The organism is Methylotenera sp. L2L1, from assembly GCF_000744605.1.
Taxonomy (GTDB): Bacteria; Pseudomonadota; Gammaproteobacteria; order Burkholderiales; family Methylophilaceae; genus Methylotenera.
This window is the reverse complement of the sequence record NZ_JQMG01000001.1, coordinates 1,666,005-1,692,653: the sequence shown is the minus strand read 5'-3', so window position 1 is coordinate 1,692,653 and position 26,649 is coordinate 1,666,005. Positions and strand designations below refer to the sequence as shown.

Annotated in this window: 18 protein-coding genes; 2 read left to right on the top strand and 16 right to left on the bottom strand. The window is 43.7% G+C overall.

Translation table 11 applies throughout. The features are described from left to right. Positions 1-10: 10 nt before the first annotated feature. The 7 genes from FG24_RS08055 to htpG form a co-directional block, all read right to left on the bottom strand. Positions 11-709, bottom strand: a complete 699-nt coding sequence (locus FG24_RS08055; protein WP_036302425.1) for a transposase — start codon at positions 707-709, stop codon at positions 11-13. 67 nt (positions 710-776) lie between these two features. Then, positions 777-1,043: a hypothetical protein gene (locus tag FG24_RS08050; protein WP_152553397.1), complete on the bottom strand. Its 267-nt coding sequence runs from the start codon at positions 1,041-1,043 to the stop codon at positions 777-779. 47 nt (positions 1,044-1,090) lie between these two features. Further along, positions 1,091-7,660, bottom strand: a complete 6,570-nt coding sequence (locus tag FG24_RS08045; protein ID WP_051901482.1) for a hemagglutinin repeat-containing protein — start codon at positions 7,658-7,660, stop codon at positions 1,091-1,093. 71 nt (positions 7,661-7,731) lie between these two features. Continuing rightward, positions 7,732-9,528, bottom strand: a complete 1,797-nt coding sequence (locus FG24_RS08040) for a ShlB/FhaC/HecB family hemolysin secretion/activation protein (protein ID WP_081880960.1) — start codon at positions 9,526-9,528, stop codon at positions 7,732-7,734. Positions 9,529-9,828: 300 nt separating this feature from the next. After that, complete coding sequence (locus FG24_RS08035) at positions 9,829-10,512, bottom strand: DUF4197 domain-containing protein (RefSeq protein ID WP_036302422.1); 684 nt, start codon at positions 10,510-10,512, stop codon at positions 9,829-9,831. A gap of 123 nt (positions 10,513-10,635) precedes the next feature. Continuing rightward, positions 10,636-13,155, bottom strand: a complete 2,520-nt coding sequence (locus FG24_RS08030) for a glycogen/starch/alpha-glucan phosphorylase (RefSeq protein ID WP_036302421.1) — start codon at positions 13,153-13,155, stop codon at positions 10,636-10,638. 161 nt (positions 13,156-13,316) lie between these two features. Further along, the gene (gene htpG, locus FG24_RS08025; RefSeq protein WP_036302419.1) at positions 13,317-15,218 is read right to left on the bottom strand and encodes a molecular chaperone HtpG; all 1,902 of its coding nucleotides are present in this window, start codon (positions 15,216-15,218) and stop codon (positions 13,317-13,319) included. 198 nt (positions 15,219-15,416) lie between these two features. Here htpG and FG24_RS08020 point away from each other — a divergent pair, with 198 nt between their 5' ends. Then, complete coding sequence (locus FG24_RS08020) at positions 15,417-16,940, top strand: Ppx/GppA phosphatase family protein (RefSeq protein WP_036302418.1); 1,524 nt, start codon at positions 15,417-15,419, stop codon at positions 16,938-16,940. Between the two features lie 76 nt (positions 16,941-17,016). Continuing rightward, a complete protein-coding gene (locus tag FG24_RS08015) occupies positions 17,017-17,505 on the top strand; it encodes a hypothetical protein (RefSeq protein ID WP_036302416.1) in 489 nt (162 codons plus the stop codon). 185 nt (positions 17,506-17,690) lie between these two features. Here FG24_RS08015 and FG24_RS08010 read toward each other — a convergent pair whose 3' ends face one another. From FG24_RS08010 to FG24_RS07975, 9 genes are all read right to left on the bottom strand, one after another. Further along, positions 17,691-18,635, bottom strand: coding sequence for a PA2778 family cysteine peptidase (locus tag FG24_RS08010; RefSeq protein ID WP_051901582.1), 945 nt, complete (start codon positions 18,633-18,635; stop codon positions 17,691-17,693). 46 nt (positions 18,636-18,681) lie between these two features. Continuing rightward, positions 18,682-19,077: a PA2779 family protein gene (locus tag FG24_RS08005; protein WP_036302415.1), complete on the bottom strand. Its 396-nt coding sequence runs from the start codon at positions 19,075-19,077 to the stop codon at positions 18,682-18,684. A gap of 245 nt (positions 19,078-19,322) precedes the next feature. Next, entirely contained in the window at positions 19,323-19,796 is a 474-nt protein-coding gene (locus FG24_RS08000; protein ID WP_036302414.1) for a SixA phosphatase family protein, read from the bottom strand. 21 nt (positions 19,797-19,817) lie between these two features. Next, entirely contained in the window at positions 19,818-21,896 is a 2,079-nt protein-coding gene (gene ppk1 / locus FG24_RS07995) for a polyphosphate kinase 1 (protein ID WP_036302413.1), read from the bottom strand. A 102-nt stretch (positions 21,897-21,998) separates the two neighbouring features. Next, on the bottom strand, positions 21,999-23,546 hold the full coding sequence (locus FG24_RS07990; RefSeq protein ID WP_200876883.1) for a cryptochrome/photolyase family protein: 1,548 nt from the start codon (positions 23,544-23,546) through the stop codon (positions 21,999-22,001). Then, complete coding sequence (locus FG24_RS12865) at positions 23,543-23,707, bottom strand: DUF2256 domain-containing protein (protein WP_081880959.1); 165 nt, start codon at positions 23,705-23,707, stop codon at positions 23,543-23,545. Before FG24_RS12865 ends, FG24_RS07990 begins: the two co-directional genes overlap by 4 nt. A 37-nt stretch (positions 23,708-23,744) precedes the next feature. Then, on the bottom strand, positions 23,745-24,551 hold the full coding sequence (gene tpiA / locus FG24_RS07985; RefSeq protein ID WP_036302412.1) for a triose-phosphate isomerase: 807 nt from the start codon (positions 24,549-24,551) through the stop codon (positions 23,745-23,747). Between the two features lie 6 nt (positions 24,552-24,557). Next, a complete protein-coding gene (gene fba, locus FG24_RS07980) occupies positions 24,558-25,601 on the bottom strand; it encodes a class II fructose-bisphosphate aldolase (protein ID WP_036302410.1) in 1,044 nt (347 codons plus the stop codon). 50 nt (positions 25,602-25,651) lie between these two features. Further along, positions 25,652-26,638: a class 1 fructose-bisphosphatase gene (locus FG24_RS07975; protein ID WP_036302409.1), complete on the bottom strand. Its 987-nt coding sequence runs from the start codon at positions 26,636-26,638 to the stop codon at positions 25,652-25,654. Positions 26,639-26,649: the final 11 nt, after the last annotated feature.

Genomic DNA, 26,649 nt, shown 5'->3' with positions numbered 1-26,649 from the left:
AGACCACGTTTTATCCAATAACACTCTCAACTTTGGGTCTTCCTGCTTTGCCAGGCGATACTCGCCTATCCAACGCTCTCTCAATTTGCTGTACAAAATCAGTATTCCCCAATACATAATTTCCATTCGTGGCTTGTCTTATTTCATCTACTAGTTTTGGTTCCAGTTGATAACGAAATAACTCACGATATGCCGATTGTCTATTTGTGTCATCCAAGCCTAAACGCTTATAAAGCTCGTGTGGACTGATAAGGTTATTCAACTCGCCTTGCGCATTAGTTCGATAGCTACTCCATTGATAATCTGCCGGGTGTTGCACCATATTTGCACGCACAGGGTTTAGTTCTATATAGCGCTGGCAAGATAAGAGGTAAGTTTCTGCTTGGGTAGGACATGATTTGTAACGTCCTTCCCACAGTGTGCCACTGCGTTTGTATGTTCGGTTGATATATTGCACATATCGCTGACCTAATGCTTTCATCATTGTGCCGATCATTTCCGGTTTATCCGCTGACGCTAATAAATGCACATGGTTTGTCATCAGGACATAGGCATGTATTTGGCAGTTTGTTTGGTCAGCATATTCTTTTAACCATTCCAAATATTTTGTGTAATCTTCATCTGCATAAAAACAAACGGTTCGATTATTACCTCGCTGGATGATGTGCTGCGGAACATTAGGTAGGATAATTCGTGGCCGGCGAGGCATAACAATCCTTATAAAATATTGGCCTCGATATCATCATGAATAGTGGTCTGTCCCCTCTTGTTTTTTGCTAAAAACAATTAGCATGCTCAGTCTTGGTAGCAGTATTCACAAAACTATCTTCCAAGTTAAAAGTTAGATGAACACCATAAGAGTTTGAGCATATTGGACTAATGTCTTTTTGACCACATTGAACAACACCGACCATCCTTTTCCAATTTTTCATGTAAACCTCTCTTTTTTCGCTACAGACATAGCCCCTAGAATCCAAGTCTAAAAGCACTGTATCTATATTTTTCCCCTTCATTGTATTAGTATCCGTCATCGCTACAGTCATGCTAGTACATCCCATGAGCCATGAGCAAAGAACTATCATCCTTCCCCTCATTGTTTATCTCCCTCATTAACTGCATTTCTAAGTTGCATGAGTTTCTGATAAGCACCATTTGAAATGCTAAAATGTTGTACTGTATTGCTAGTGCTTTGCCATAATCCATTCATTTGACTATTACTCTGGTTTTGTATTTGTTGTTGCAATTCTTTGATCTTGTCTATTTGTGGTGCAACATAACCCGAACTGGGTGTATTGAAACGTTGTGTTAAGTAATCTTGTGTTTGCTGCGCCCTAGTTTTATTGAGTTGTTCTATATTAATATTAGTATAACTGAAAGGTTTATTTACATCGGCAGTTAAACTACCCACGGCCCCAGTGCCAGGGCTGCTGTGTACACTATTACTAGTAGCAAAAACAGTAGGTACTGAAGCCAGTGAGCCTAAATAATTACTACCATACCCGCCAGTAAAAGTAGAAACAGGGTCATGACTAGGTGCCCAGATGTAAAGGTTTTGTGGTGAAGTAATTTTGGGAATGCGGTCTTCCAATCGTTCTTGCTGTGCAGCTGGATTATCTTCTATAAATTGTAAGTTGGGGTTATAAAACTCACGGATGCCTAAGAGATTAGCCATCACCGAATCTGTCATTGTGCCGCGACTGTGTGCTACGCTAAATACAGAATTATCAGTATTGCCTGTTAATTTATTGGTAGATAATGCCTGTATTGCATCCGCTTTCATGCTGGCGGCAGGGGTAGCAATGCCCCATACTTCTGCTTGCTTTCCAATTGCAGCTACAATAAATTCACCAATAAAATTATTAGCTTTGTCAGTGTGTACTAAATAGGTATCACCAATCGCCACATTGCCTGTTTCTACTATGCGTTGTAACTGTGTGAAGTCTCTTGGGTCTAATGTCGGAGTTTGCTGTATGGCAAGCTCAGCACCGCGTTGTAAATTGTTGAAGATGCCATTAGCAAATACTGTACTGTTTTGCTTTTGTTCATTAGGTAAGTCATTCAACTCACTCAAGGTGGCTGGGAGAATTTGAATGTTACTTATGATAACCTCCTTATTTGTCAGAGGATTAATCTCATCAACTAGGCGATTCGGATCGCCTCCCGAGTACTGTGGATCTGCTTTGCTGGAATTTCCACCAGGCCCTGTAATTTTTTCAATAGCGAGTTTGGTTGCATCCTCTGCACTCATGCCAGGGTTGTTAATAAAGATATCCAGTGCAATTTCACCAATCAATTTGTTGTTAGCTTGTTGATCGTTACGGCAAGGCTCTTGCGTACAGAAGACTTTATAAAGTTTAGGGTTGGACAGTTTCTTTATGCCGTCATCTGCAAGCGCAGTAACGGTATTTAACAACAATATACTATCAATCTGCTTTTGTTGGGCCTTCTCTTGCAGTGCCACTATATCTGGTTTTTCCAGTACGCGGTTAGTGTTCGTGGTGTCGCGGTTTAACGTAGCAACCGTTTCTTCTGTTGTTTTACCTGTGAGTGATTGTTGTTTGGTTTCGTCTGTAATAATGATATTAGCAGGTGCAATTGCACTAAGCGTGGTGCTGTCGTCGCTTATGTTTGCTTTGCCATTGTTCATCAAATTATTGGCTAAACCTTTCACTGCTGCATACTTACTGCTGAGCGTGTCTGTACTTAAGCCTGTCGTACTGCTGCTGGCTGTAGCATCCATGTGGTTTTGTATGTTGCTTGTGGTTAATGTACCTGTGACCAATTGATTTTTATCTGCACTTGCTTCACTGGTAACAACCCCTCCTTTAAGATCAGTGTTATTCTCAACACTAAGGCTAAACCCTTCTGCACCCGCTTTGATACCAGATTGCTTATATACGCTGGCATAGCTACTATTGCTGTTTTGTTTGCTTTGGCTAATGCTACCAACGCCCGTGGCTGGCCCAATAGGGATGCTTACACCAACACCAGTGTTGCTTTGTTTGGCTTTGCTGGTTGCGCTATCTTGCAGACTTTCAATATTAAGATCGCCACCTACGTTAGCAATGACTTGTTTGCCACTGATGTTAGCTCCGACCAAATTGGTGTCGTTGCCAGATTTTAAGTTAAGTTTTTCGCCTGCGCTTACTTGGCTATTGTTGTAGGTGGTGCTACTGCTGTTGGCATTGCCTTTGCCTCGACTAGCAGCTACATCGACACTAAAGCCTGTGTTCTTACCCACACCCAATGAAACACCTATGCTGGCAGAACTAGATTTGTTTTTACTAAGGTTAGCTTCCGCATCTGTACTTGCTATTAAGTTAATGTCTTTGGCAGCATCTAGCGTAACATTTTGGACAGACTTAATTTCACTGCCAACTATGTTTATATTGTCTTGAGTTGCTTTTATGCTGATATTGCCGTCTGCTTTTAGTAAACTTTCTTGACTAATAGTAGCATTGGTAGTGCTGGAGCTACTGGCCTTTGAGCTGCCAATACTAATGCTAACGCGAACGCCTGCTGCATCGGCCACCCCTTGTGCATCACCTGCTTTAGCTGCGCTGACAATCGCATCTTTCTGCTCCATAAGCGTGCTTGCATTTGCATAGGTTTGTAGCGCGTTCAGAGTTTTATTACCTGTGCTATCACTCTCAATCGTGCCTTGTGCAGTGCTTACAACATTCTGTGCTAAATTAAGTGCACTACTGCTAACAGCAAGGGTAATGCCGCTTTGCTTATATTTCATGGCTTGCTGACTATTGTAAGTATTTGTCCCTGCCATAATATTCACCCGTTGTGCGCTGATGTTGATGTCGCCTTGCGGGGTTAATACATCGCTCGCTTTTTGTGTGTAGGTTTTGCCGCTATTGATATTAACATCACCTTCTACACTGCCAACCGTACTGCCGGTTTGGCTGGTGCTTTGCGTGGTTTGTTTAGTGCTAAGTTTGCTGGTGCCTAGGCTAACGCTAGCGCCACTGGCGCTGAGGCCACTGGATTTAGTTTTACGTTCGTGCAACTCATAAGCAGTGTTTTGCGCACTGGTGATGTTGATATTATTATTGGCGTTTAAATTTGTGCCGTTATCACTGACGATATTGCTACCGCGCACAGTCAGGTCGCTTCCTGCTTGCAGGGTAATGTTATCTGCGCTGAAATTGCTGCTGATGCTGTTATCAGACTCAAACACATCACGCTGGGTTTTGGTTTTGCTGCTGAAGGTGCCGCTTTTCTTCACTTTGCGTGCTGTATCAAAGTTGCTGGTTTCACGGCCTTCGGTGATGTTAATGTCCTGGTTTGCGCTAACGTTAATCGCGCCTGCTGCACTGGCAACGTTAGCCGCCTTTGCATTAAAGTCGTTGCCTGCGTTTAGGGCAATATCGCCATTGGTTTGGATGGTGCTGCCAATGTCTTGCGTGCCGCCATGTTTTACGTAGTTTTTGGCGTTACGAACACTGCTGTTCTGCTCTGCAATGGTCACGGTACCTAGATTAATATTTTGGGCCGCATTGATTTGCGTCACTGCGCCTTCACCACGATTAATGATGGTAGTAGCTATCAGGTTGGCATCATTCCCTGCATTGGCTATGAGTATCGCATTAGGGTTATCCATGTATAGCCCAGCCACACGGTCTAAGTTGGTACGGCTGAAGCTGCTGGCGCCACTACTGTTTTGACTGCTTTGAGTCGTGCTGCGCAGGTTAATGTCGTTACCTGCTTCTAGCAACATGGCATCTTTAGCGATGACTTGGCCACCGATGATATTGATGTCATTATTGGCTTTGAGTAGCGTAGTGTCTGCTTGTATTTGCCCGCCTAGATTTTGGATATTTTGCGCATCAAGGCTGATAAAGTTGCGTCCTGCAATGGTGCCTTGGTTAACAAGGTCACCAGATAACTGCATGGTGACACTGTTGCCTGCCATGATCCCGGTAGTGGGGCTAAGGTCGCCTGCTTGTAGTTTAACGTAGACTTGTGGCACTAGTGCCCGAGTGGTGCTGCCATCTGGCAAAGTGACAGTTTTTTCTACTAGCCACATGATGTCGCTGGTTAATTGGGCGGTTTGCTCTGGAGTGAGTGCTACCCCGGGAATCAGTTGTAATGCACGTGCAGTGGTAATGCCGTTGTCCATTAGTGCCTGATATTGAGCTTCATCAGAAGTGTAGCCAGCTAAAAAGCGCCGCCCTGTGAGCTGATTGATTTGTTCGCGAATAAGTTTTTGTTCATAGAAGCCATCGCCTAAGCGCTTTTGCATGGTAGCCGGATCAGACGCTAATTGGCTCAGCATATAATCCGAACTTAGCCAAGTACGATAATTAGTAAAGCGCGGGTTGCTTTCTATTAAGTAGCTCGCTGCCACATCTGGGCTAGGTTGAAACAAGCTACTGGTTACCACCGGCACCGCCGCCGAAGTAACGGTAGTGCCGCTGCCTGTGGGCGTACTACCACCCTCTAATCGGCTGGTCGATAGATTATAGGTCAGCACCGTATTAGCTGGGTTGTATGCGCCTATCACATCGACATCATAATCATCGTCGTTACCATCCCAGTCATAATAGTACGCAGTACCACTATAGCTAGTGGTGATTTGGCCTTCTGAATTCAGGTTCTGTACTGTAGCGCCACTGACATCCAGATTGCCGCCAGCAATGATCTGACTATCGCTATTGAGCACATTGCCATTAAACATCATATTGCCACCAGCCAGTATTTGGCCGGGCGTAGATGAAACCACTTGCGTTTCGTAGGTGGTTTTGGTGCCAAGGTAGCGCGTGTATTCCCTGAAGGTATAAGGCCCTGCTGATCGCCACTCCACATTCACATTACCGATATGGGCACCCGGATAGTCTCCGCTTTCTAAGATAACGCTTTGACCTCTTGGGGTAAACCGATCAAAGCCGCCTGTGCCTGTCTGCACTACTTGGGTGACCAAATCAGCATTTAAGTTTTGTAGATCAGTGACCGAGAAAGTGGCATTGCCCAATGCCTCTATGGCGGAGCCATCATTGATGAGTGAGCTAGCAGTCCCTATAACTAAGTGATTATTATCGAGGCTACCGCCAATGGCTAGATCACCTGCACTAAACAGGAGGCCATTACTGCTGTTTTCAATGAGGCTAGCGCCTATATCAAGTTGAGTTCTGGCGGCAATCGTAGCGCCTAGTGTATTGCTTAAATTTGCCACTTTCACGGATAAGTGGTCACCAAACAGGCTACTATTTTGTGTATTTGTGAGTGTATTAGCGTTGATATAGGTGTTAACGCCATCAATCAAACCGAGGTTTGTCAGTGTGCCAATTGCATTGACCTCAGTATCAGCACCGATGATTTCACCTGTCGCCGTGTTATTGATATTTTGCGCATTGATACTGAGTGACTGACTGGCTAGTAGCGTGGATTGATTATTAATATCACCACTAGTTTGTAAGCTAAGGTTGCCGCCAGCTTGTAGCACACCAGTATGCGTGTAATCTGAATCAAGGTTAATTGAGATATTGGCATCAGCCTTAATACTGCCATTACCGGTTAAGGCAACAGTATCTAGCTGGATATTGGTTTTGGCGTTTAGGCTGCCTGTGTTTTGTAATAGTCCATCGGCCGTGATGCTAATTTCACCCACGCTAGCGCCTATGGTGCCTGCATTGCGCACCCCTAGGCCATCTTCGGTGCCCACCATACTAATTTTACCTGCGTACATGCCGCCCAAGGCGGCTACGTCAATGGCGAAGTTAGGGGTGGGATTAACGCTGCCATCTGGTAGTGTAGTGTTCGGGCTGATTGTGCCTATGCCAGTGATGTCGCCATTGCTGGCGACATTCACTTGATTGATGCCCGTAGTGACGTTAAGCGCGTTAGCCCAAATACCAGCGTTGACCTCCACAGCACGCGCAATCACATCGGTAAAATTGGCTTGTGAGGTATCCAAGCCGTTACCTGTTAGGTTAATGTTGCCACCACCCACGCGATAGCCTAACAAACTACCATTGTTAAGAATGGGTGTACCAGTGGTTAAGGTAGCACGGTGTGCATTAATAAAACCACAACCATTACAGCTAATGCCTGCAGGATTAGCAATCACCACTTGTGCGCGACTGCCAGCCACCTCGATATAACCATTGAGTAAGCTAGGGTTGTGGCTGTTCACTTCATTCAGAATCACTTTAGCGGCACCGCCTGCAAGATACGGGTTAGCCTGCACCCATCCGCCAAGCTGGGTTTCTATATTGGTGCGGCTATTGTTAAGAATAACCCCATTACTGTTAACATCAAACTGGCTGTAAACGTTACGTGAAACGCCTGCAGCACTTGGTGTTTGTATATTCACCAAGGGTGTACCGTTAGCAGCATTCATCACTATTGGGCGCAGCGTGCTAGCTGCAGCCTGATCTGCAACGATATCTGCATGGGCCGTTGAAATACTTAAGGGGTGTGGGATAACCGCCACCATGCCCAAACCAAGCATGAGACTAAAGGCTATCGGCTTTAAAGCGTATGCCTGTCTTTGCACAGTAACTGCATCCAATAAGCCGACTTGACCATCGCTAACATGTTGAACTCTAGTACCACTTCCTTGCACAGTATGTGCTTTCACTGTTTCCGCCACAGCCATCCACAAGCAACGTGCTTGATTGTAAATAAGTCGGAATCTGTTTTTATTCATAATGCGGCCTTATTCTTAATGGAAGTGATGGTTAAAGTTGTATGTACTGGCAAGATTTGTCATACGTAGTTTTAGTACGCATAATTAACGTTAAATCCAGCCGTGGTGCGATGCGTTTCAAAACCTTGTGGTTTATTGATTGGCTTAGCGACAAAGACGTCATAACTCAAATAACCGAAACGACTACCCACACCACCTCTCAGTCCAAGAGCGGTGCCGGCTAAGTATTGGCCCAGCAAGTTTTTAGCAGACTGACCGCCCACCTCACCATAATCCAGCCCCCAATACACTGACTGACCAGAGCTAGCGATTGGTAGAATAAGCTCATTGCGTATAAACCAACCATGGTCGGCCAATAAGGTTTGCTGACCATCAAAGCCGCGTACAGTAAAGCGGTTGCCAATGCTAAAGCAGTCTTGTGGCGTGAGTGGTGTGTAGTTAGCTTGCCCACGTAAATTGGCGCTGTATTGCAAGGCCTGAGACCCCCAAGGCGCATTGATCTTGAATGGTACGTTTAGGCTTAAATCACCGATAAGCATTTCCATACGAGAAGTGCCTTCATCAAACGCTTCTTCCGGGGCTTTCTGTGAGTTTTTAGCCCCTGTGCCACGACGATAGGCAAGGTTGTAATCTAAAACCGCACTCCCTAGATACCAACTCTGATTAACACCTAGCTCCCAACCAGCCGTGCGACGACGCTGAACCTCAATTTCAGTATCATCGATGTAGTTACTGGATTTACGCAAAAAGCCTTTTAGTGAGATAAAGGTCTTGTTGATTTGATTACGGTAAACTAGCCGCGTTGCTTTCACATCACCTTGTTGTGCAATGCCACTGAACACATAACGTTGGTTAGTGCCTGCGACCGTCTGGTGAAATGTACTGTGCGATGCATTAGTGCTAAATAACCAATGTTTAAAGGGAATAGAATAATGCGCACTATGGCTTTCATTGCCCCGTCTCCCTGAGTCACCCCCGCCTAGATCATGGTTGTAATTCACATAAAACAAATCACTAAGTGATAGCAAATTATCACCTGAGAGTGTGATACCGCCTTGATACTTACCTGTGCTATTGACCCCACTATCATCAAAATTTAGCGATACTCCTAATGGAAAGCGCTGGTGATAGCTAATCACCAGATCACTTAAACCTGGCTGAGATTGATGTTGCTCGCCATGCAAACCAGACTGTGCTGGCTCAATTTGAATATCGACCTCTGCTGTAGGAACACGTTTAAAGTTTTCTAGTGCTTGCTCAATATCCCGTAAATTAAGAATATCTCCTGTATTGATTGGAAAACTGTTCCAAGCCGATACTCGCTTACTTGAATCTGGGGTAAAACGTACTGAACCCAGCCTACCGGGAACGATAGTCAATTGCAGCACACCGGACTTGAGGTCTTGCGGTGCTACTAACACACGTGTGGTGACATAGCCTTGTGCAATAATGGCATGTTGAACACGTGCCATTATTGCATTAATGCCTACGGCACCAAGGCAACGCCCTACAACTGGCTGATTGGCTGCCAATGCATCGGCGATTACGGCATCTAAAACAAACTGGAACTTGGTAGCAGCATCTCCTACCAGTTCAATTCGTTGAATGGTGAAACAAGGGGTTTCAGTTTCTGGAATCTGATCATTGATAATGGTGGCTGCGTCTTTAAGCTTTTGAGTCGCTTCACGGGCATCTGGCTTGATTTCTTGCTGTTGCCGCAATAAGCGCAACCGCTCTTGTTGACGGTTTTGCTCTTGTGCGTTGGTGTCTGCCTGATTGATTGCTTCAGCAGATAAGAGTTGGAAAGGTGCAAAAAAGCACAACGTGATAAGACATAGTCTGATTGTTTTAGTCGTTATTATTTTCATCAAGTTCTGATAGCGATTAACGCTATTTTTATTTTTTGAAAATAATAGCCGACAAGTACTAGAGACTGTTGACTAGGGCTATAAAGTTAACAATTGTTTACAATACAACTGTTCCGCAATGACGCGACATTAGCATGTAAGAAGTTGATTAAGTAAGGAAAAGTACCGTTTTAAGTGGCGTTATCGTGAAAAATAACAGGCAGTAAACTGATGCTTTATACCCAAGCCCAAGTATCTGCCCTCATAAATGTCTAAGAGAGCCTATTATTTATAGGCCCTCGTGCCTCATGATGCGGAAGTTTACTTCATTAGCGAGCCAAACACTTTTTTAAGCACATTACTTGCCTGTCCTACTGGGTCTTTACGAATAGCAGCTTCTTCTTTTGCCATCATTAAATAAACACCATCTAGTGTTTTTTGGGTGACATATTGCTCAAGGTTAGCCTGCTCTTTTTTGACAACGCCAAACTTGCTACCCATCTCAGCAAACTTATTGTATTGCTGAGCGAGTTGTACGTTTTCTGTCGCTTTTTTGACAATCGGAAGAAATTTTTCAGCCATCGGTGCTGAGGTGGTTTTTTTGAAGTATTGTGTTGCGGCATCATCGCCACCGGTTAATATCGCCTTGGCATCAGCAACACTCATCTTTTTAACTGAATCGACCAGTAATGCTTTCGCTTCTGGCACGGCAGCTTCTGCCGCACGGTTCATTTTAAGCACTAGCTCATCTGCTTGCTTGCCCATACCAAACATACGCATGGCTTTTTCAGCTTTTTGCATCGTCTCGGGTAATGGAATTTTAACTTCTTTATTGCCTAAAAATCCATCTACAGCACCTAATTGACCAACCGCCTTACCTGCGGCTTGAATCAATGCCTCTTTTAACCCACCACTTGCTTCGGCATTACTTAAATCGTTGACACTTAACGCATTAGCATGCGTTGCGAACAAAACAAACCCTAAAACTGCCATTAGGTAACGCATATGTACTCCGTTCTTTATCGTAAAATTAAGCTTGAAATATCAAACTAATCTTACGACAAATACTAGGAATTAACAATTACTTGCAATGGAACCAACTATCAAAGTCTATGTTGTTTTCGCTGTTTATTTTTTAGGTTTAGCATTTGCATGAGGTGTTACATGCCAAATATTTTTAGCATAATCACCAATTGCTCGGTCGCTTGAAAACTTAGCCATATTAGCCACGTTTAATATCGCCATGCGTGTCCAATCGTCCTGATGTTGGTATAACTTGCCGACACGCTCTTGCGCCTCAATGTAGCTCGCATAGTCTGCCAGCAATAAGTATTGATCATTATTCAGCAAGTTATCGACAATGATTTGATAACGGCTAGGTTCATCAATCGAGAAATATCCATCCGCTATCATGTCTAGCACTTGCTTAAGCTCTGGGTTACTGTTGTAGTAATCACGCGGGTTGTAGCCACTCGACTTTAGCTCGGCCACTTGTGGCGTAGTTAAACCAAAGATGAAAATATTTTCATCACCTACTTCTTCTTTAATCTCAACGTTAGCGCCATCAAGCGTACCAATTGTTAATGCGCCATTTAAGGCCATTTTCATATTACCGGTGCCGCTCGCCTCGGTGCCTGCGGTTGAAATTTGCTCTGACAAATCACTACCCGGGAATAAAATCTCAGCAGCTGAGACCTCATAGTTAGGGTAGTACACTACTTTTAATTGGTCACCGACAGCCAGGTCTTCATTCACGATAGAAGCAACATCATTAATCAAACGAATGATATGTTTTGCCATCCAGTAGCCTGGTGCTGCTTTACCACCAAAAATAATCGTGCGTGGTGTAATACCCTTTTCGCCACGGCGAATGCGGTTATATAGGGTGATAACATGTAAAACATTAAGCAATTGGCGCTTGTATTCATGAATACGCTTGATTTGCACATCAAACAAGCTGTTTACATTTAACTTAACACCCGTTTTAGCTTCGATTTTTGCAGCTAGACGTTTTTTGTTTGCAAGTTTCACCTGTGCAAAGGCTTTTCTAAAATCTACATCATCAGCTAATGGCGTAATTTTCTTGATTTGTGATAAGTCTTTTTTAAAGGCTGGGCCTATCGCTTTTTCAATCAAACTAGTTAAATCTGGGTTTGCTTGATTTAACCAGCGGCGCGGCGTAATACCATTAGTGACATTAGTCATCTTTCCGGGAAAGATACGGTCAAAATCAGCAAACAAAGTGCTTTTGAGTAGCTCACTGTGTAGCGCTGCCACGCCATTAACAGTATGGCTACCCACAACCGCCAAATGTGCCATCCGCACGCGACGGCCGTGATCTTCATCAATAATCGATACACGTTTCAACAGCTCAGCATCACCTGGAAAATGATGATTTACCATGTGCAAGAACTCATGATTAATTTGATAAATGATTTCCAAATGTCGCGGTAATAATCGGCCGAATAAGTCGACTGTCCAAGTTTCTAATGCTTCTGGCATTAAAGTATGGTTAGTATATGCAAAAATCTTTACGACTAACTCCCATGCAAAAGCCCATGGTAGCTGGTGTACATCCACTAACTGATACATCATTTCTGCCACACCGACTGATGGGTGTGTATCATTTAACTGTATCGCAATTTTCTCCGGCAATATTTTCCAGTCATCTTGCGTTTTCATCTCGTGCGTACTTAAGAAACGACGCAAAATGTCTTGAATAGAAGCTGATACAAAGAAGTATTGCTGTTTGAGTCGTAACTCTTTACCTAGAACAGAGGTATCGTTAGGGTAAAGTACTTTTGAGATATTTTCTGTTGCATTACGCTCTTCAACTGCTTTTTCGTAATTACCATCATTAAAGTGGTTTAAATCGAATTCACGCGCTGCTTTTGCTGACCACAAACGCAGGTTGTTCACCGTTTCAGTGCCATAACCAGGCACTGGCACATCGTATGCCATTGCAATCACATGCTCAGCATCTACCCAGCGCTGTACTTCCTCGCCACTATCATTAGGGTACTTAACAACATGCCCATGGAATTTAATATTGTATGTCGCCTCAGGACGTTGAAATTCCCAAATATTTCCATAGCGTAGCCAGTTATCTGGATTTTCTACCTGACGACCATTTTCAATTGATTGTCTGAACATGCCATATTCATAGCGAATACCATACCCCGCCGCAGGAATATCCATGGTGGCCATTGAATCTAAGAAGCACGCTGCTAAGCGGCCTAGACCACCATTACCCAGTGCAGCATCGGTTTCTAACTCTACCGTATTTTCTAAATCATGACCTAAGCTTGCCATACCTTGTTTAAGTTCATCATTAATGCCCAAATTTAGTGCGGCATTACTTAACATGCGCCCGATTAAAAATTCTAGTGATAAATAATAAACCCGCTTTGGATCATCTCGATAATAAGACTCTGATGTTTTCACCCAACGCTCAACCACGTGATCACGTATGGTGTAACTTGCAGCCTCGTACCAGTCTCTAGGCGTTGCAGCGTCGCTAGTCTTGAAGCTAGAGAATATCAAATGATTCTGTAAAGCCTGATGAATCGGCGCAAGTTTGGGTGTTGCACCCGACTTAGCTTTGGCTGTTTTCTTAGGTGTGGCTTTAGTTTCAGCTGGCGTTTTCATGTGAGATGATCTTAAATTATTGAATGGTATTGTTATTTTAGCAAAAATTGAGCCAGCTTTATGACGGTTCTTTGAAAGTTACATTGTAACCATCTCTTTTAACGCATATAAAAAAACCGCCAAACTTATATTTGACGGTTTTTATTTTTTATAACAACAACTTAACTAATCAAGCTATTCATACGTTTTACAAAATTCGCAGGGTCTTCCAATGTACCACCTTCTGCTAATAGCGCCTGATCAAACAGCACATGGGTTAAATCTGCAAATACCGTGTCTACAGACTCGGTTTCAAGACGCTTTACCAACTTATGGCTAGGATTGATTTCTAAAATCGGCTTACTTTCAGGTGCATTTTGACCCGCCGCTTTTAAGATACGCGCTAAGTTTCCAGACAAATCTTGTGCATCACTCACCAAGCATGCAGGAGAGTCTGTTAAGCGATGGGTTACGCGCACATCTTTCACTTGGCTACCCAATGTTTGCTTAATTTTCTCAACCAAGCTTTTTGATTCCTCTTCGATTTTCTTTTGAATCTCTTTCTCAGTTTCAGATTCAAGTTTGCCTAAATCTAAATCACCCTTAGCAATTGATTGCAGTTTTTTACCGTCAAACTCAGTCAAACTACCAAGTAACCACTCATCCACACGATCGCTCATCAGCAACACCTCTATGCCTTTTTTGCGGAAAATCTCCAAATGTGGACTATGTTGTGCGGCAGCAAAGCTGTCGGCAGTAATGTAGTAAATCACATCTTGCTCTGGCTGCATGCGGGCGATGTAATCTTTAAATGACACTTCCTGAACATCATTATCAGCTTTGGTTGAGGCAAAACGTAATAGACCAGCGATTTTGTCTTTATTTGCAAAATCTTCACCCGGGCCTTCTTTTAACACTCGACCAAATTCATTGTAGAACTTCGTGTAGTCTTCTGGCTTGTTTTCAGCCATATCTTCTAACAAGCCAAGAACCTTCTTAACAGACCCGGCTTTAATTGCATCCACATCGCGGCTAGATTGTAAGATTTCACGAGAAACGTTGAGCGGCAAATCTGATGTATCAATCACGCCACGTACAAAACGCAGGTATTGTGGCATCAGTTTTTCAGCGTCTTCCATGATAAACACGCGCTTAACATAAAGCTTAATACCATGACGACGGTCACGATCATACAAATCAAACGGTGCTTTGCTTGGCACATAAAGCAGAGAAATATACTCTTGCTTACCTTCTACACGGCTGTGCGTATAGGCTAATGGGTTCTCAAAATCATGCGATACATGTTTATAAAACTCTTGGTACTCTTCTTCTGTAATGTCATTTTTGCTACGCGCCCATAATGCTGATGCTTTATTGACAGTCTCATCCTCATCCGTCGCCACTTCAGCGCCATCTTTCCATTCTGACTTTTTCATCACGATAGGCAAAGTAATGTGATCTGAATATTTGCGGATAATGGTTTTCAGTTTCCAGTCGCTTAAGAACTCGTCTTCGCCTTCACGCAAATGCAAGGTAATTTCAGTACCACGGCTGGTTTTATCTGCGGCTTCGATGGTAAAGTCACCTTCGCCAGCAGACTCCCAACGAACAGCCTCGGTTGCACCCGCGCGACGCGTAGTCAGTGTTACTTTGTCTGCAATAATAAACGCTGAGTAGAAACCCACGCCAAACTGGCCGATTAAATTAGCGTCTTTGGCTTGGTCGCCAGTTAACGCATTAAAAAACTCTTTAGTGCCTGATTTAGCAATGGTACCGATGTTTGCAATCACTTCGTCACGGCTCATGCCAATGCCGTTATCGGCAATGGTTAAGGTACGTGCTTCTTTATCAAAAGCGAGTCTGATTTTCAACTCACTGTCATTTTCATAAAGTGCGCCGTTCGCTAACGCTTCAAAACGTAATTTATCTGCCGCATCTGATGCATTTGAAATCAACTCACGCAATACAATCTCTTTATTACTATATAAAGAATGAATCATTAACTGTAGAAGTTGTTTGACCTCAGCTTGGAAAGCCATTGATTCTTTTGGATGAGTTTCTTGTTGCGCTGTCGCTGTGGACATAAATTAAGCTCCTAATATTAAGAATGAAAAACAATAGTAGCTATGTGGGGGTTGCTCACAGTTTTTCAAGCAATATGCCTAATGACTTCATCAATTATTCTAAAATTTAAAAAGTGTCATCAAAGTTTCAAACTATAATCACATAATAAACAGTATTATTGTTTTACATAAACCTCGCACAAAAAATTTTCACCATTTATGAATAATCAATCGAATAACGCACCTGCAGATAAGGCGCTACTCGCTGCCATCGACTTAGGCTCTAATAGCTTTAGGCTTGAAATTGGCAGGCTAGATAGTGGCCATATTGAACGTGTAGAATATATTAAAGAAGCTGTGCGTCAGGGTGGCGATTTAGATGAAGACCGCAATTTGACCACTGAGGCGATTGAGCGTGGCATTCGTTGCTTGTCAAGATTTGGTGAGCGCTTGCAAGGCTTTGATACCTCTCATGTGCGCGCCGTTGCAACGCAAACATTACGAGAGGCTAATAACCGCGACTATTTCTTGAAGCTCGCTAAAAAGGCGCTAGGTTTTGAAGTAGAGGTCATTTCTGGGGTTGAAGAAGCACGCCTTATTTATCAGGGCGTAAGCCGCTTTTTACCTCAATCAGATGAAAAAAGATTAGTCATTGATATTGGCGGACGCTCAACCGAGTTCATCCTTGGTCATGGCTTTGAATCAACACACACGGCGTCACTACACGTAGGCTCTGTTGCATGGTCACTTAAGCATTTTGCCAGTGGTGAGTTTACAGAAAAAGCATTCACACGCGCACAAATCTCTGCTGAGTCTATTTTTGAAACCCTAGGTGAAAATTTCAACAATAATCATTGGGATATTGCGTATGGCGCATCAGGCACAGTTGGCGCAGTTGCCGACGTGTTAGTGCAATATGGCAAACCTGCAGATTCAGTAAGCAAAGAAAGTTTATATTGGCTGCGTGAAGAGCTACTAAAAGCACGCTATGCAGACAAACTGCGCCTGAATGGTTTAAAAGAAGATCGTAAACCCGTCATTGGTGGCGGCTTATCCATTTTGATTGCCGTATTTGAGTTTTTAAATATTGATACATTAAATGTTGCAAAAGGCGCCTTACGTCACGGCCTACTCTACGACATGCTAGCACGTGAAAGCGATATGCTGGACTTAAGAAACGCATCAATACAACGTCTAGCGCGTAAATTTGATGTAGATGAAACGCATGCCAATACAGTTGCTGAAGTAGCTGAAAAGCTGTTTGAAAAAATTGGTGAAAACATTACCTTTGCAGATGGCGAACGTTTTAAGCACGCGCGTAAACTACGCTGGGCTGCACTGCTACATGAAATCGGCGGCATTATCTCTCCAGTAGATGCTCACCTGCATGGTGCTTACATCTTAGAGCACACCGAACCTGTTGGCTTCTCACAAAGTGAACTACACTGTTTAAGCTTAATTATTTTAGGTCATCGTGGGAAATTGAAACGATTGGAAGCTGATTTCTCTGATCGCGTATTTGTCATGCAACTAATTTGTATGCGGCTAGCAGTCATTTTATGCCATGCCAGACAAATGCCCAACCTCCGCGGTATACAGTTAGCAATAAACAATAATGGCTTTAAACTCACATTACCTAAAGCATGGTCAGCCAAATATCCTCAATCCTACTATCTGCTGGACGAAGAAACCCTAGCTTGGCAGAAAATAAACTGGCAATTTGAGCTGACCAGCGTTTTATAAATCTGTCACAAAAAATTCATTTGCATTCAAAAATAAACGGTATAAACTATTTATACCGTTTATTTGGAGCAAAACCATGTCAAAAATCAATGCCACACAAGCTGAAGCATTAAAATCAAGCCCAGAAAAATCTGAAGCCACAAGTACAACCCCTAGCCAACCAGTAGCGCCTAAAGCCACAGCAGCAAAGCCTGCTAGCAAAGTAGCGGTAAAACCTGCACCAAGCAAACCAACACCGACAAAACCTGTTGTAGCAAAAGCCACGCCAGCCAAGGCAATTGCAAAAGCACCTACTGCTGTCACTAAAAAAGTTGAAAAAACAAAAGTGATTAAAGAGAAAACACCAAAACTAAAAATGGAACGTGACAGTTTCACGATGCCAAAAACAGAATATGCACAATTTTCTGTATTAAAAGAACGTCTGACTAAACTGGGACAACCCGCTAAAAAGAGCGAGTTACTACGTGCCGGCATCATGCAATTAAGTGCTATGACAGATGCAGCATTGAAAGCCGCGATGAGCAAAGTGCCTGCGATTAAAACTGGCAGACCTAAAAAGAAATAGATTCAAATAGTTTGGTATATTTCGCGCGAATGGTAGCCGGTATGAACCTACTACCATTGTGCGATAAAAGATGAGGCTCAACCCGCGTCACTCTCGCTAGGCAAGCATTGTCGTACTTAACATCAAACATACAGCTTGATATTATCCTGACGTCAACTTGATATCAGGTCATGTAAATTTAACTACTAAGGTTTCTTGACAAGGTGGCCGTTGATTTCATCAAGCGTTTTTACAACCTGCACCCGCATGGCTTGATCAGTATCAGCTAATTGCAGAGCCTGCTCTGCGGCCACTTTTGCTGCACGGGTATCCCCTTGAATCAACAGTATATTGGCTAAATTATTGTAAGCAGCGGCTGAGTTAGGGTGTGCAATTATTGCATCGCGAAACGCGCTGGCTGCCTGTGAGTAATTCCCTAATGTATAAGCGCTATTACCCAGCCCCATCAGCAATACTAAATGATTAGGCCAGCGTTTAACTGCCGCACTATATGACAAGTAAGCATCGGTCTTATTTGAATTTTTTTCAAACGCTACTATCGCCTTAGCTACTGCATCTGGTTCATCACCCGCAGGTAAAGTACCTGGTTTTAATGCAATAAAAGCCCAATACTCACTACGCGCCCAAGTCCGCTGAAAAGTGCTCAAAGTCATTTCAAACCGCTCAAAAGTCCCCGAACGCAACCAAATGAGCTCTTGGTCAAGATTGTAGCCAACCACTACTGCATAGTGCCATGATGGCGCCCAAGACAACCCTAAATTCTGCATGACCAGCACAACATTGCCTGCAGCCACTTCTTTTAATACCGCATCTAGTTTAGGCGTAATTTTTATCGACAATGCACCATGCCTACGTGCTGCGGCCAACATTTCAATTTGCAAGCTACCTTGACGAGCTGGAATATAAACTTCTGGCACCAGTTGGTCTGGTGTCACTCGGATATCAATTGCATTGAGTGCTGTTGCTAATGCGGCAGGGCCACAATGATATAAATCTTGAGGGAAAAATGGTGTTTCTGTCAGCTCATACTGCCTAGGGAGCTCTTTATTTTGTACGGTCTCACGAACACCTGTTGCAGCACAGGCATTCAATAACAAAAAGAAAGCCAGCATGAGACCTTTACGAACCATGCTGGCAACCAATTGTATAACCCTAGCTAAGTAAATTAGCTTGTGATTAACGAACTGAACGTGTAAATGGGTATACCTTAGTAAAACCAAGAATATCTGTAAGCAATAGTACGAAGAATATTAATACAATTGCACCAATGATACCGCCAGCTGGTGAGTTTTCAATTTGCGATGCCATTGTGCTTGCTTCTTCATCGGTCAAAGATGCTACGCGATCACGTGCTTGCACAGGGTCAATACCACGCGCAACTAACGCAACCTGCACATCTTCACGCGACAATGCGCTGATAATACGCGCACGATCTTGGTCAGCAGCGGCTGAGAATGCTTGCTCAGCCACTTGCGCTGAGCTGATCATGGCTGCTTGTACTGTTTGAATAGACCCTGTAAATAAAATTGAAGCCGCTAGAAAGGCACTGAAAAAACGTTTAACAAAAACCATGGTAAGTACTCCTTATCATTAAAATTTTTAAACATCCATAAAATTTAGTTAGAAAGACGCTTGGTATCTTTTAGCTCACTCAAATGGTATTAATAGGACAGCTATTAAGATCATCAAATACGAGTATCAAAATATGCCTACAGCACTAAGTTAACACAGTTTAATCAGCGTGTACAAGTAAAGCGTCACTAGGAAACATCACGCTACCAGCATGCAGACTAATCAAGACGGAGAAAGCACTCAATTTACAAACTAGGTTGCTTGACTGCTTCAATATAATAAAGCGCAGAACGTCCTGCTTTACGTTGCTTTAACCACCAAACAGCGCCTTTTTTCACCACACACGCTCTTTCATGCAACCCTAAAAGCTGGCTGATTAACAAGCCTAAGTTAGGCTGATGCCCAACAATTAGGATAGTTTTGGTGTCATTGGTATTTGAAATTTCTTTAACAATACGTGCAACGTTACTATCCACACTGAGAAAGTCAGCGACTTTGATTTCCACTTGATTCAAATTATGTAGGGCCTGAGCGGTTTGTAAACAGCGGCGTGCTGGACTACACAGTATCTCAATATTGTCAGGCGCATGCTTATGTAGCCACTTTGCAATCTTAGTAGCATCTTTATTGCCGCGTTTGGTTAATGCACGGTCACTATCGTCACCTGTTTCACTGTGCACTTCAGCTTCGGCATGCCGCCAAATGATTAAGTTAGCCATGATTTAATTTAATCAGTTTAGTTAATCTGTATATTTCTGCAATAGTTGTTGTTGCGCCCTAAAAATACGAACAGGTTCGTTAGGCTTAGCACGATTGTGTACTTGTGCCGCAATAGGCTGATAACTACCATCTGCATTTAATATCCACGCATCATGATTATCGTCCAAATACATTTGGCAGCATTCCTGCAAAATACGTGCGCGATTTTTTGCATCAGTAATTGGCCATGCAATTTCAACACGGCGCATCATGTTACGATTCATCCAGTCGGCGCTGGATAGCCACATATGCTCAACATCGGCAATTTTGAAATAAAACACGCGGGAATGTTCAAGCAAGCGGCCAATCACCGAACGCACACGAATCCGCCCATCCAGTCCAGGTGCATCAATCGGTAAAATACAAGCGCCGCGCAGAATCAGGTCAATTTGTACTCCAGCACGCCCTGCTTTTACCAATGCTTTCACTAGCGCCTCATCGGTTAATGCATTCATCTTTAAAATAATCGAGGCTGGGTTTCCAGCTTTGGCGCATAGCTCTGCGCCCCTAATTTTAGCAAGCATCTGTTTGTGTAAATTAAAAGGCGCAACCAGTAGCTTCTGCATACGGGGTAGTTTTACTTGACTGGCAATATGTCTAAATAAATGCTCCATATCACGGGTAATCTGCGCATCGGATGTCAGCATGCTGACATCCGTATATAAACGCGCGGTACGCGGGTTATAGTTACCAGTAGAAACATGCCCATAATATTTAAGGCCACCTGTCTCACGGCGCATGACCAGCAACATTTTTGCATGCGTTTTCAGACCCACAATGCCATATACCACTTGTGCGCCGACTGACTCCAAGTCTTCTGCCCAGTTAATGTTGGCCTCTTCATCAAACCTAGCTTTCAGTTCAACAACAGCCATCACTTCTTTACCACGACGCACCGCTTCTTGTAACAACTTTAGCATGCGCGGATCAGAACCGGTACGGTAGATGGTTTGCTGGATGGAAAGCACATCAGGGTCATGCACCGCCTCACGCAAGAAGTCAATTACCGATTCAAAACTCTCATAGGGCTGGTGAATGAGAATATCTTGCTGTTTAAGCTGGGAGAAAAATGACTGATTTGGTACTAGCTGCTGGCTTATTTGCGGCTCATAAGGCTTAAATTTAAGATGGTCGCCTTCTGCCAAGTCCGCCAATTGCATTAGCCGCGCTAAGTTCACCAAACCGTTAACGCGATAAAGCGACTGCTTAGGTAAATCAAACTGCTGTAGTAGTAACTTGGCCAGCCGTTCATCACATCCATGCGACACCTCTAACCTCACTGCTTCGCCAAAGTGCCTTTGCACCAAGCCTTTTCTGAGTGCAGTACGCAAGTTTTTAACGTCTTCTTCATCTACTGCCAAGTCAGAGTGTCGGGTAACCCTAAACTGCGAGAAGCACAGCACTTCACGGCCAGTAAATAAGCTAGCCAAATGCGCGCGGATGATACTAGACAAAGAGACAAACTTTTGTTGCTTGCCACTGAGGTTTTTTGGCAGCTTAATTAATCTAGGCAGTGCTCTTGGCACTTTCACAATCGCAATATTATTATTGCGGCCAAACGCATCAGTGCCGCCTAATGACACAATAAAGTTGAGTGACTTATTAGCAACCTGCGGAAAAGGATGAGAGGGATCAAGTGCGACCGGTACTAATAAAGGACGGACGCTAGTCTCAAAGTATCTAGCCACCCAGCGCTTTTGCTCTAGTGTACGGTCACCATGGGAGACGAGATGCACACCTTGACTCGCTAACGCTGGCATTAAATCTGTATTAAAGATTTCATACTGCTTTTCTACTAAGGTATGGGCAGCCTTAGAAATCTCTAAATAGCTTTGGACGTTAACATCCGTCTTTTTTTCATTATCGCGCATGGCATCCACATGCGGTGCTGCGCGTACTTCAAAAAACTCATCCAGATTAGAAGATACGATACAAAGAAAACGTAAACGTTCTAGCAGAGGATACTCTGTGTTTTGTGCAAGACTCAAGACGCGCGCGTTGAACGCTAATATGCTGATATCTCGATTGAGTAATTTGAGAGGAGAGTTAACTGAACGCATGATGTTTTTTAATTAATTGTTTCATTCAGCATAATTGCCAATTATGACAGTATCATGAAAATTCACAAAAGCCATCAATACCAACCTAGCATCAATATCCACTTAAATTTCATCAAGTGCATTTAAGACCTGCTGGGCTTTCTGTTGAATCAATGTCTTTTCTTCATCATTAAATCTATTAAGATTTTTAACCATTAGCACTGTTCTTGGGTTGTTGAGCAGCACTTGCTCATGCTTGATGAGAAAGTTCCAGTATAGCGTGGTCACTGGGCAAGCCTTTGCAGAGGTTTTAATATCTGGCTGATAACGGCAATTATTGCAGTAATTGCTCATGCGTTTAATATAAGCACCACTAGCAATATAGGGCTTGCTTGTGAATCTTCCACCATTCGCGTGTAAAGCCATACCGACCACATTGGGCAACTCAACCCAATCTACCGCATCAACATAGACAGCTAAATACCAATCTGCAACTTGTTTGGGCTCAATTTCTGCTAATAAACCGAACATGCCCGTGACCATTAAGCGTTGAATATGATGCGCATATCCATATTGCATGGTCTGTTGTATGGTTTGACGCATACAGTTCATATAGGTTTTACCTGTCCAGTACCAAATCGGTAAATCTCGCTGATGTGCATAGTGGTTAGCCTCAGCCATTGCAGGCATATCTAGCCAATACAGGCCTCGGATAAACTCTCGCCATCCTAGAATCTGTCGAATAAATCCTTCTACGCTGGCTAACGGTAAATTATCTTTCACATAAGCTTGCGCTACCGCGTCGATCACTTCTTTCGGGTGAAGTAACTTTAAATTTAGCGAGGAGGCTAACAATGAGTGCCATAGAAATGCGCCTGAGGCTAAGTCACTTTGCCACATTGCATCCTGATGCGCACCAAAGTCTGCTAACTTGCTCACTATAAAGTGTTGCAAAAATACGAGTGCCTGCGCTCGTGTGACAGGCCAACAAAAATGATCAAGCATGCCCGGATGCTCTGGAAAAAGTCGCTCAACATCCGCAAAAACCGCTTGAGTAATTTGGTCTATTTCAAACGGGGAAACAATGGGAATATCCTGTGGACCATTCTTGCTAAAGGATTGACGATTCTCGTGATCATAATTCCACTTTCCACCAACCGGCTCATCTCCCGCCATCAACACTTGATACCGCTTGCGCATGTAACGATAGAAATACTCCATGCGCAACTGCTTACTTTGCCCAGCCCAACGCTTAAAGTCGGCTTGACTACATAAGAAAAACGTATCATCACGCACGATAAGCCGTTTATTTAAGGCTAAAGCGCAACTCGCTAGCGCTGTTAAAACACGATAATCTCCTGGCTCACAAACAATGATTTGTTGGGGATCATACTCTGACAGCAAGGCTAACCATGCGCTGGATAAATCGACATAATCATGATCACCAAGCTTTAAATAGCGCAATGGGTAATCTTGGCTTTGCAAGGTTTGTGCAAAATGACGCATCGCAGATAAAAACAAGGCAATACGCGCTTTGTGTGACCAGACATGCGTCGATTCATGTTGCGCCTCAACCATCAACACCACATCCTGCTGATGGTCAAACCCTTCTAACGCTGGGTTATCCAGATTGAGCTGGTCACCCAATATCACGATCACATTTCTCATCATTTTTTTGCGCTTTGCTTACATGCGGTTGAACAGTATTTAACAGAATCCCAATTTTTAGACCATGACTTACGCCATGTCATGGTGCGCCCACATTGCGTGCAAACTTTGCTGGGGAGGTAAGACTTGTTACCTTTAAATGATAAGTGAGTGGTATGAGACATCTTAGAATGACTATAGCCATTGCCAGAGGTTCACTATTTAGGTTGACTGCTGATACGCTTCTAAAGCCAAGCGATTAGCGATACGGCAAATCTCAGTAAAGGATTCTGCCATTAGCGCAGAACGACCAAGCAAAGCACCATCAATATCTGGCATTTCCAGCAGTGCATGTGCGTTATCAGTGTTTAGGCTTCCGCCATAAATAATCCGTATACGCTGTGCAAAATCCGGGTCTCTGGTCGCAATCAGTTGCCGAATATAAGCATGCATTGATTGTGCTTGTTGCGGGCTTGCATTCTGACCAGTACCAATCGCCCAAACAGGCTCATAGGCCACAACCATATTGCAGTGCTTGGCACGTGCGAACGCATCATCATCCAAGCTGTGCAACATGTTTAGCACTTGCTTCTTAACTGCATCCTCGGCCACCCCTGCATCACGCTCAGCTTGCGCCTCGCCTACACAGTAAATTGGCGTTAAGCCGCCTTCTAACGCCCTTAAAAAACGCTGAGCGGTCACTTCATGGCCTTCTAGTCTTAACATACGCCGTTCTGAATGGGCAAGAATCACGAAGCAACAGCCAAACTCCGCAATCATCGCGGCTGAAATGCAAGAGGTATAAGCGCCTTCATGATATTGACTCACATTCTGCGAGCCCCACAGAATATTGCTCCCAGCTAGTAGCTGTTGTGCTTGGAATAAATACACATAAGGTAAACATACTGCAAAATCTACTGCATTTAAGCCTTTAAGGTTGCTTAATAGCTGCAACAATAAATCATGATTCCCTGCCAAGGTTCCATGCAACTTCCAATTACCTATAACCAAGTTGCGCCGAGAGTTCATATTTGCTTAATCCTTAGCATAGCGCGCTGCCATTTGCTCCATTGAGACCACTTTAATCTGACTGGCACGCCCTGCACTGCCAAATGCTTCAAAGCGATCTTTACATAATTGCTGTGCAGCCAAGATGGCAGATTTAAAATAGATACGTGGATCAAACTCCTCTGGATGCAAGGCCATACTTTCTCTAATCGCAGCGGTCATGGCTAAGCGTATATCAGTGTCTATATTCACTTTTCTCACGCCATTTTTAATGCCTTCTACAATTTGTGATACAGGCACCCCATAAGTTTCTTTGATTTTTCCGCCATATTTTCGAATCATCTCCAATGATGCTTGAGAAACGCTGGAAGAGCCGTGCATCACCAGATGCGTATTAGGGATGCGCGCATGAATCGCTTTAATGCGATCAATAGCCAGCGTGTCTCCTGTGGGTGGATGGCTGAATTTATAAGCGCCGTGACTCGTACCAATCGCAATGGCTAAGGCATCCACGTTAGTTGCCGCCACAAAGGCAACCGCCTCATCAGGATCAGTTAGCAATTGTGATTCGCTCAATATCCCTACCGCGCCACTGCCATCTTCATCGCCTGTCTGCCCAGTTTCCAAAGAACCTAAGCAACCTAGCTCCCCCTCTACAGAAACGCCCACGGCATGCGCAAACTCCACCACACGCCTAGTCACATCAACATTGTATTCATAGCTAGCTGGGGTTTTAGCATCAGACAACAATGATCCATCCATCATCACACTAGAAAATCCGCTCCGAATAGCCATTTGGCACACAGCAGGTGATGCGCCATGGTCTTGATGCATACAAATCGGGATATGTGGGTATTGCTCAATCGCAGCCTCAACCATTTTCCTTAAAAATGGCTCACCTGCATAACCACGCGCACCAGCGGATGCTTGCAAAATAACAGGGCTGTCTACCTCGTTTGCAGCCAACAGAATCGAGTGTATCTGTTCCATATTATTGATATTAAATGCAGGCAACCCATAATCATGCTCGGCGGCATGATCTAGTAACTGCCTTAAAGATATCATCGCCATAGAACGCCCCTTAATGACAACTCAGTTAATGATAACTTAGTGTAAAACCCTCAACGTTGGTGATACTGTTCAATTAAATCGACTTCGTTGATAGACCCTAATATAGCAGGTACGCGCTGATGAATCTGTGAGGGATATAAATCTAATACTGACGCACGGCCAGTACTGGCTTTTCCACCAGCCTGCTCAATCAACATACTCATGGGGCTCACTTCATATAATAATCTTAATCTACCGGCCCTATCTATTACTTGATTATCTTTTGGATAAAGAAATACCCCGCCCCGCATTAATATGCGATGAACATCAGCCACCATACTCGCCATCCAGCGCATATTAAAATTACATTGCCGCACTCCTTCTTCGCCTGCAAGACAATCAGCAATATATTGCTGCATTGGTGTCTCCCAATAGCGTTGTCGGCTAGCGTTAATCGCAAACTCTGGATAATGTGCTGGAATCTGTAAATTAGGATGTGTTAATTCAAAGGCCTGCGTATCGGGGTCTAAGGTAAAAGCGTGTGTGCCGGCACCTACTGAAATCACTAGCATGGTCGCAGGCCCATACAATACATAGCCAGCGGCAATCTGATGAACGCCTTGCTGCAGAAACATTTCTTCACTGCGTACAGCATTAGGTGGTGCAGGTAATATAGAGAAAATAGAGCCAACCACGCCGTCGAACGCAACATTGGAAGAGCCATCTAGTGGGTCAAAACACACCAAATATGGCGCATCTGGGAGGTGGTCTGGAAAATAATGGGGGGAAGCTAACTCTTCTGACACAGCCCCAACAACTAATTTAGTTGCTGCTAAACAATTGATGAAAATATCATGGCTGCTGATGTCCAACTGCATTTGGGCTTCGCCCTGCACATTGATACTATCTAGATGATGACTAACGCCAGCTAACTTACCTTTTGCAACTAAAGCCGCAATTTGTTTACCGGCCTCTGCGATGCTCAAGATTAACTGAGATAACTGGTTGGAGTGACTTAGCGTAACGCAAGATTGATTTAAGAAGTCGCTTAAATTCATTAGCTTTACCT

Bases quoted from the DNA above. Each gene is read 5' to 3' on its own strand.
- FG24_RS12865 (WP_081880959.1), bottom strand. From the start codon at position 23,707: ATGTCTCATACCACTCACTTATCATTTAAAGGTAACAAGTCTTACCTC.
- FG24_RS07975 (WP_036302409.1), bottom strand. From the start codon at position 26,638: ATGAATTTAAGCGACTTCTTAAATCAATCTTGCGTTACGCTAAGTCAC.
- FG24_RS08000 (WP_036302414.1), bottom strand. From the start codon at position 19,796: ATGGCTAACTTAATCATTTGGCGGCATGCCGAAGCTGAAGTGCACAGT.
- FG24_RS08005 (WP_036302415.1), bottom strand. From the start codon at position 19,077: ATGGTTTTTGTTAAACGTTTTTTCAGTGCCTTTCTAGCGGCTTCAATT.
- fba (WP_036302410.1), bottom strand. From the start codon at position 25,601: ATGGCGATGATATCTTTAAGGCAGTTACTAGATCATGCCGCCGAGCAT.
- FG24_RS08050 (WP_152553397.1), bottom strand. From the start codon at position 1,043: ATGACTGTAGCGATGACGGATACTAATACAATGAAGGGGAAAAATATA.
- FG24_RS08015 (WP_036302416.1), top strand. From the start codon at position 17,017: ATGTCAAAAATCAATGCCACACAAGCTGAAGCATTAAAATCAAGCCCA.
- tpiA (WP_036302412.1), bottom strand. From the start codon at position 24,551: ATGAACTCTCGGCGCAACTTGGTTATAGGTAATTGGAAGTTGCATGGA.
- FG24_RS08040 (WP_081880960.1), bottom strand. From the start codon at position 9,528: ATGAAAATAATAACGACTAAAACAATCAGACTATGTCTTATCACGTTG.
- FG24_RS08030 (WP_036302421.1), bottom strand. From the start codon at position 13,155: ATGAAAACGCCAGCTGAAACTAAAGCCACACCTAAGAAAACAGCCAAA.
- FG24_RS08020 (WP_036302418.1), top strand. From the start codon at position 15,417: ATGAATAATCAATCGAATAACGCACCTGCAGATAAGGCGCTACTCGCT.
- FG24_RS08055 (WP_036302425.1), bottom strand. From the start codon at position 709: ATGCCTCGCCGGCCACGAATTATCCTACCTAATGTTCCGCAGCACATC.
- FG24_RS07990 (WP_200876883.1), bottom strand. From the start codon at position 23,546: ATGATGAGAAATGTGATCGTGATATTGGGTGACCAGCTCAATCTGGAT.
- FG24_RS08045 (WP_051901482.1), bottom strand. From the start codon at position 7,660: ATGAATAAAAACAGATTCCGACTTATTTACAATCAAGCACGTTGCTTG.
- FG24_RS08035 (WP_036302422.1), bottom strand. From the start codon at position 10,512: ATGCGTTACCTAATGGCAGTTTTAGGGTTTGTTTTGTTCGCAACGCAT.
- htpG (WP_036302419.1), bottom strand. From the start codon at position 15,218: ATGTCCACAGCGACAGCGCAACAAGAAACTCATCCAAAAGAATCAATG.
- FG24_RS08010 (WP_051901582.1), bottom strand. From the start codon at position 18,635: ATGGTTCGTAAAGGTCTCATGCTGGCTTTCTTTTTGTTATTGAATGCC.
- ppk1 (WP_036302413.1), bottom strand. From the start codon at position 21,896: ATGCGTTCAGTTAACTCTCCTCTCAAATTACTCAATCGAGATATCAGC.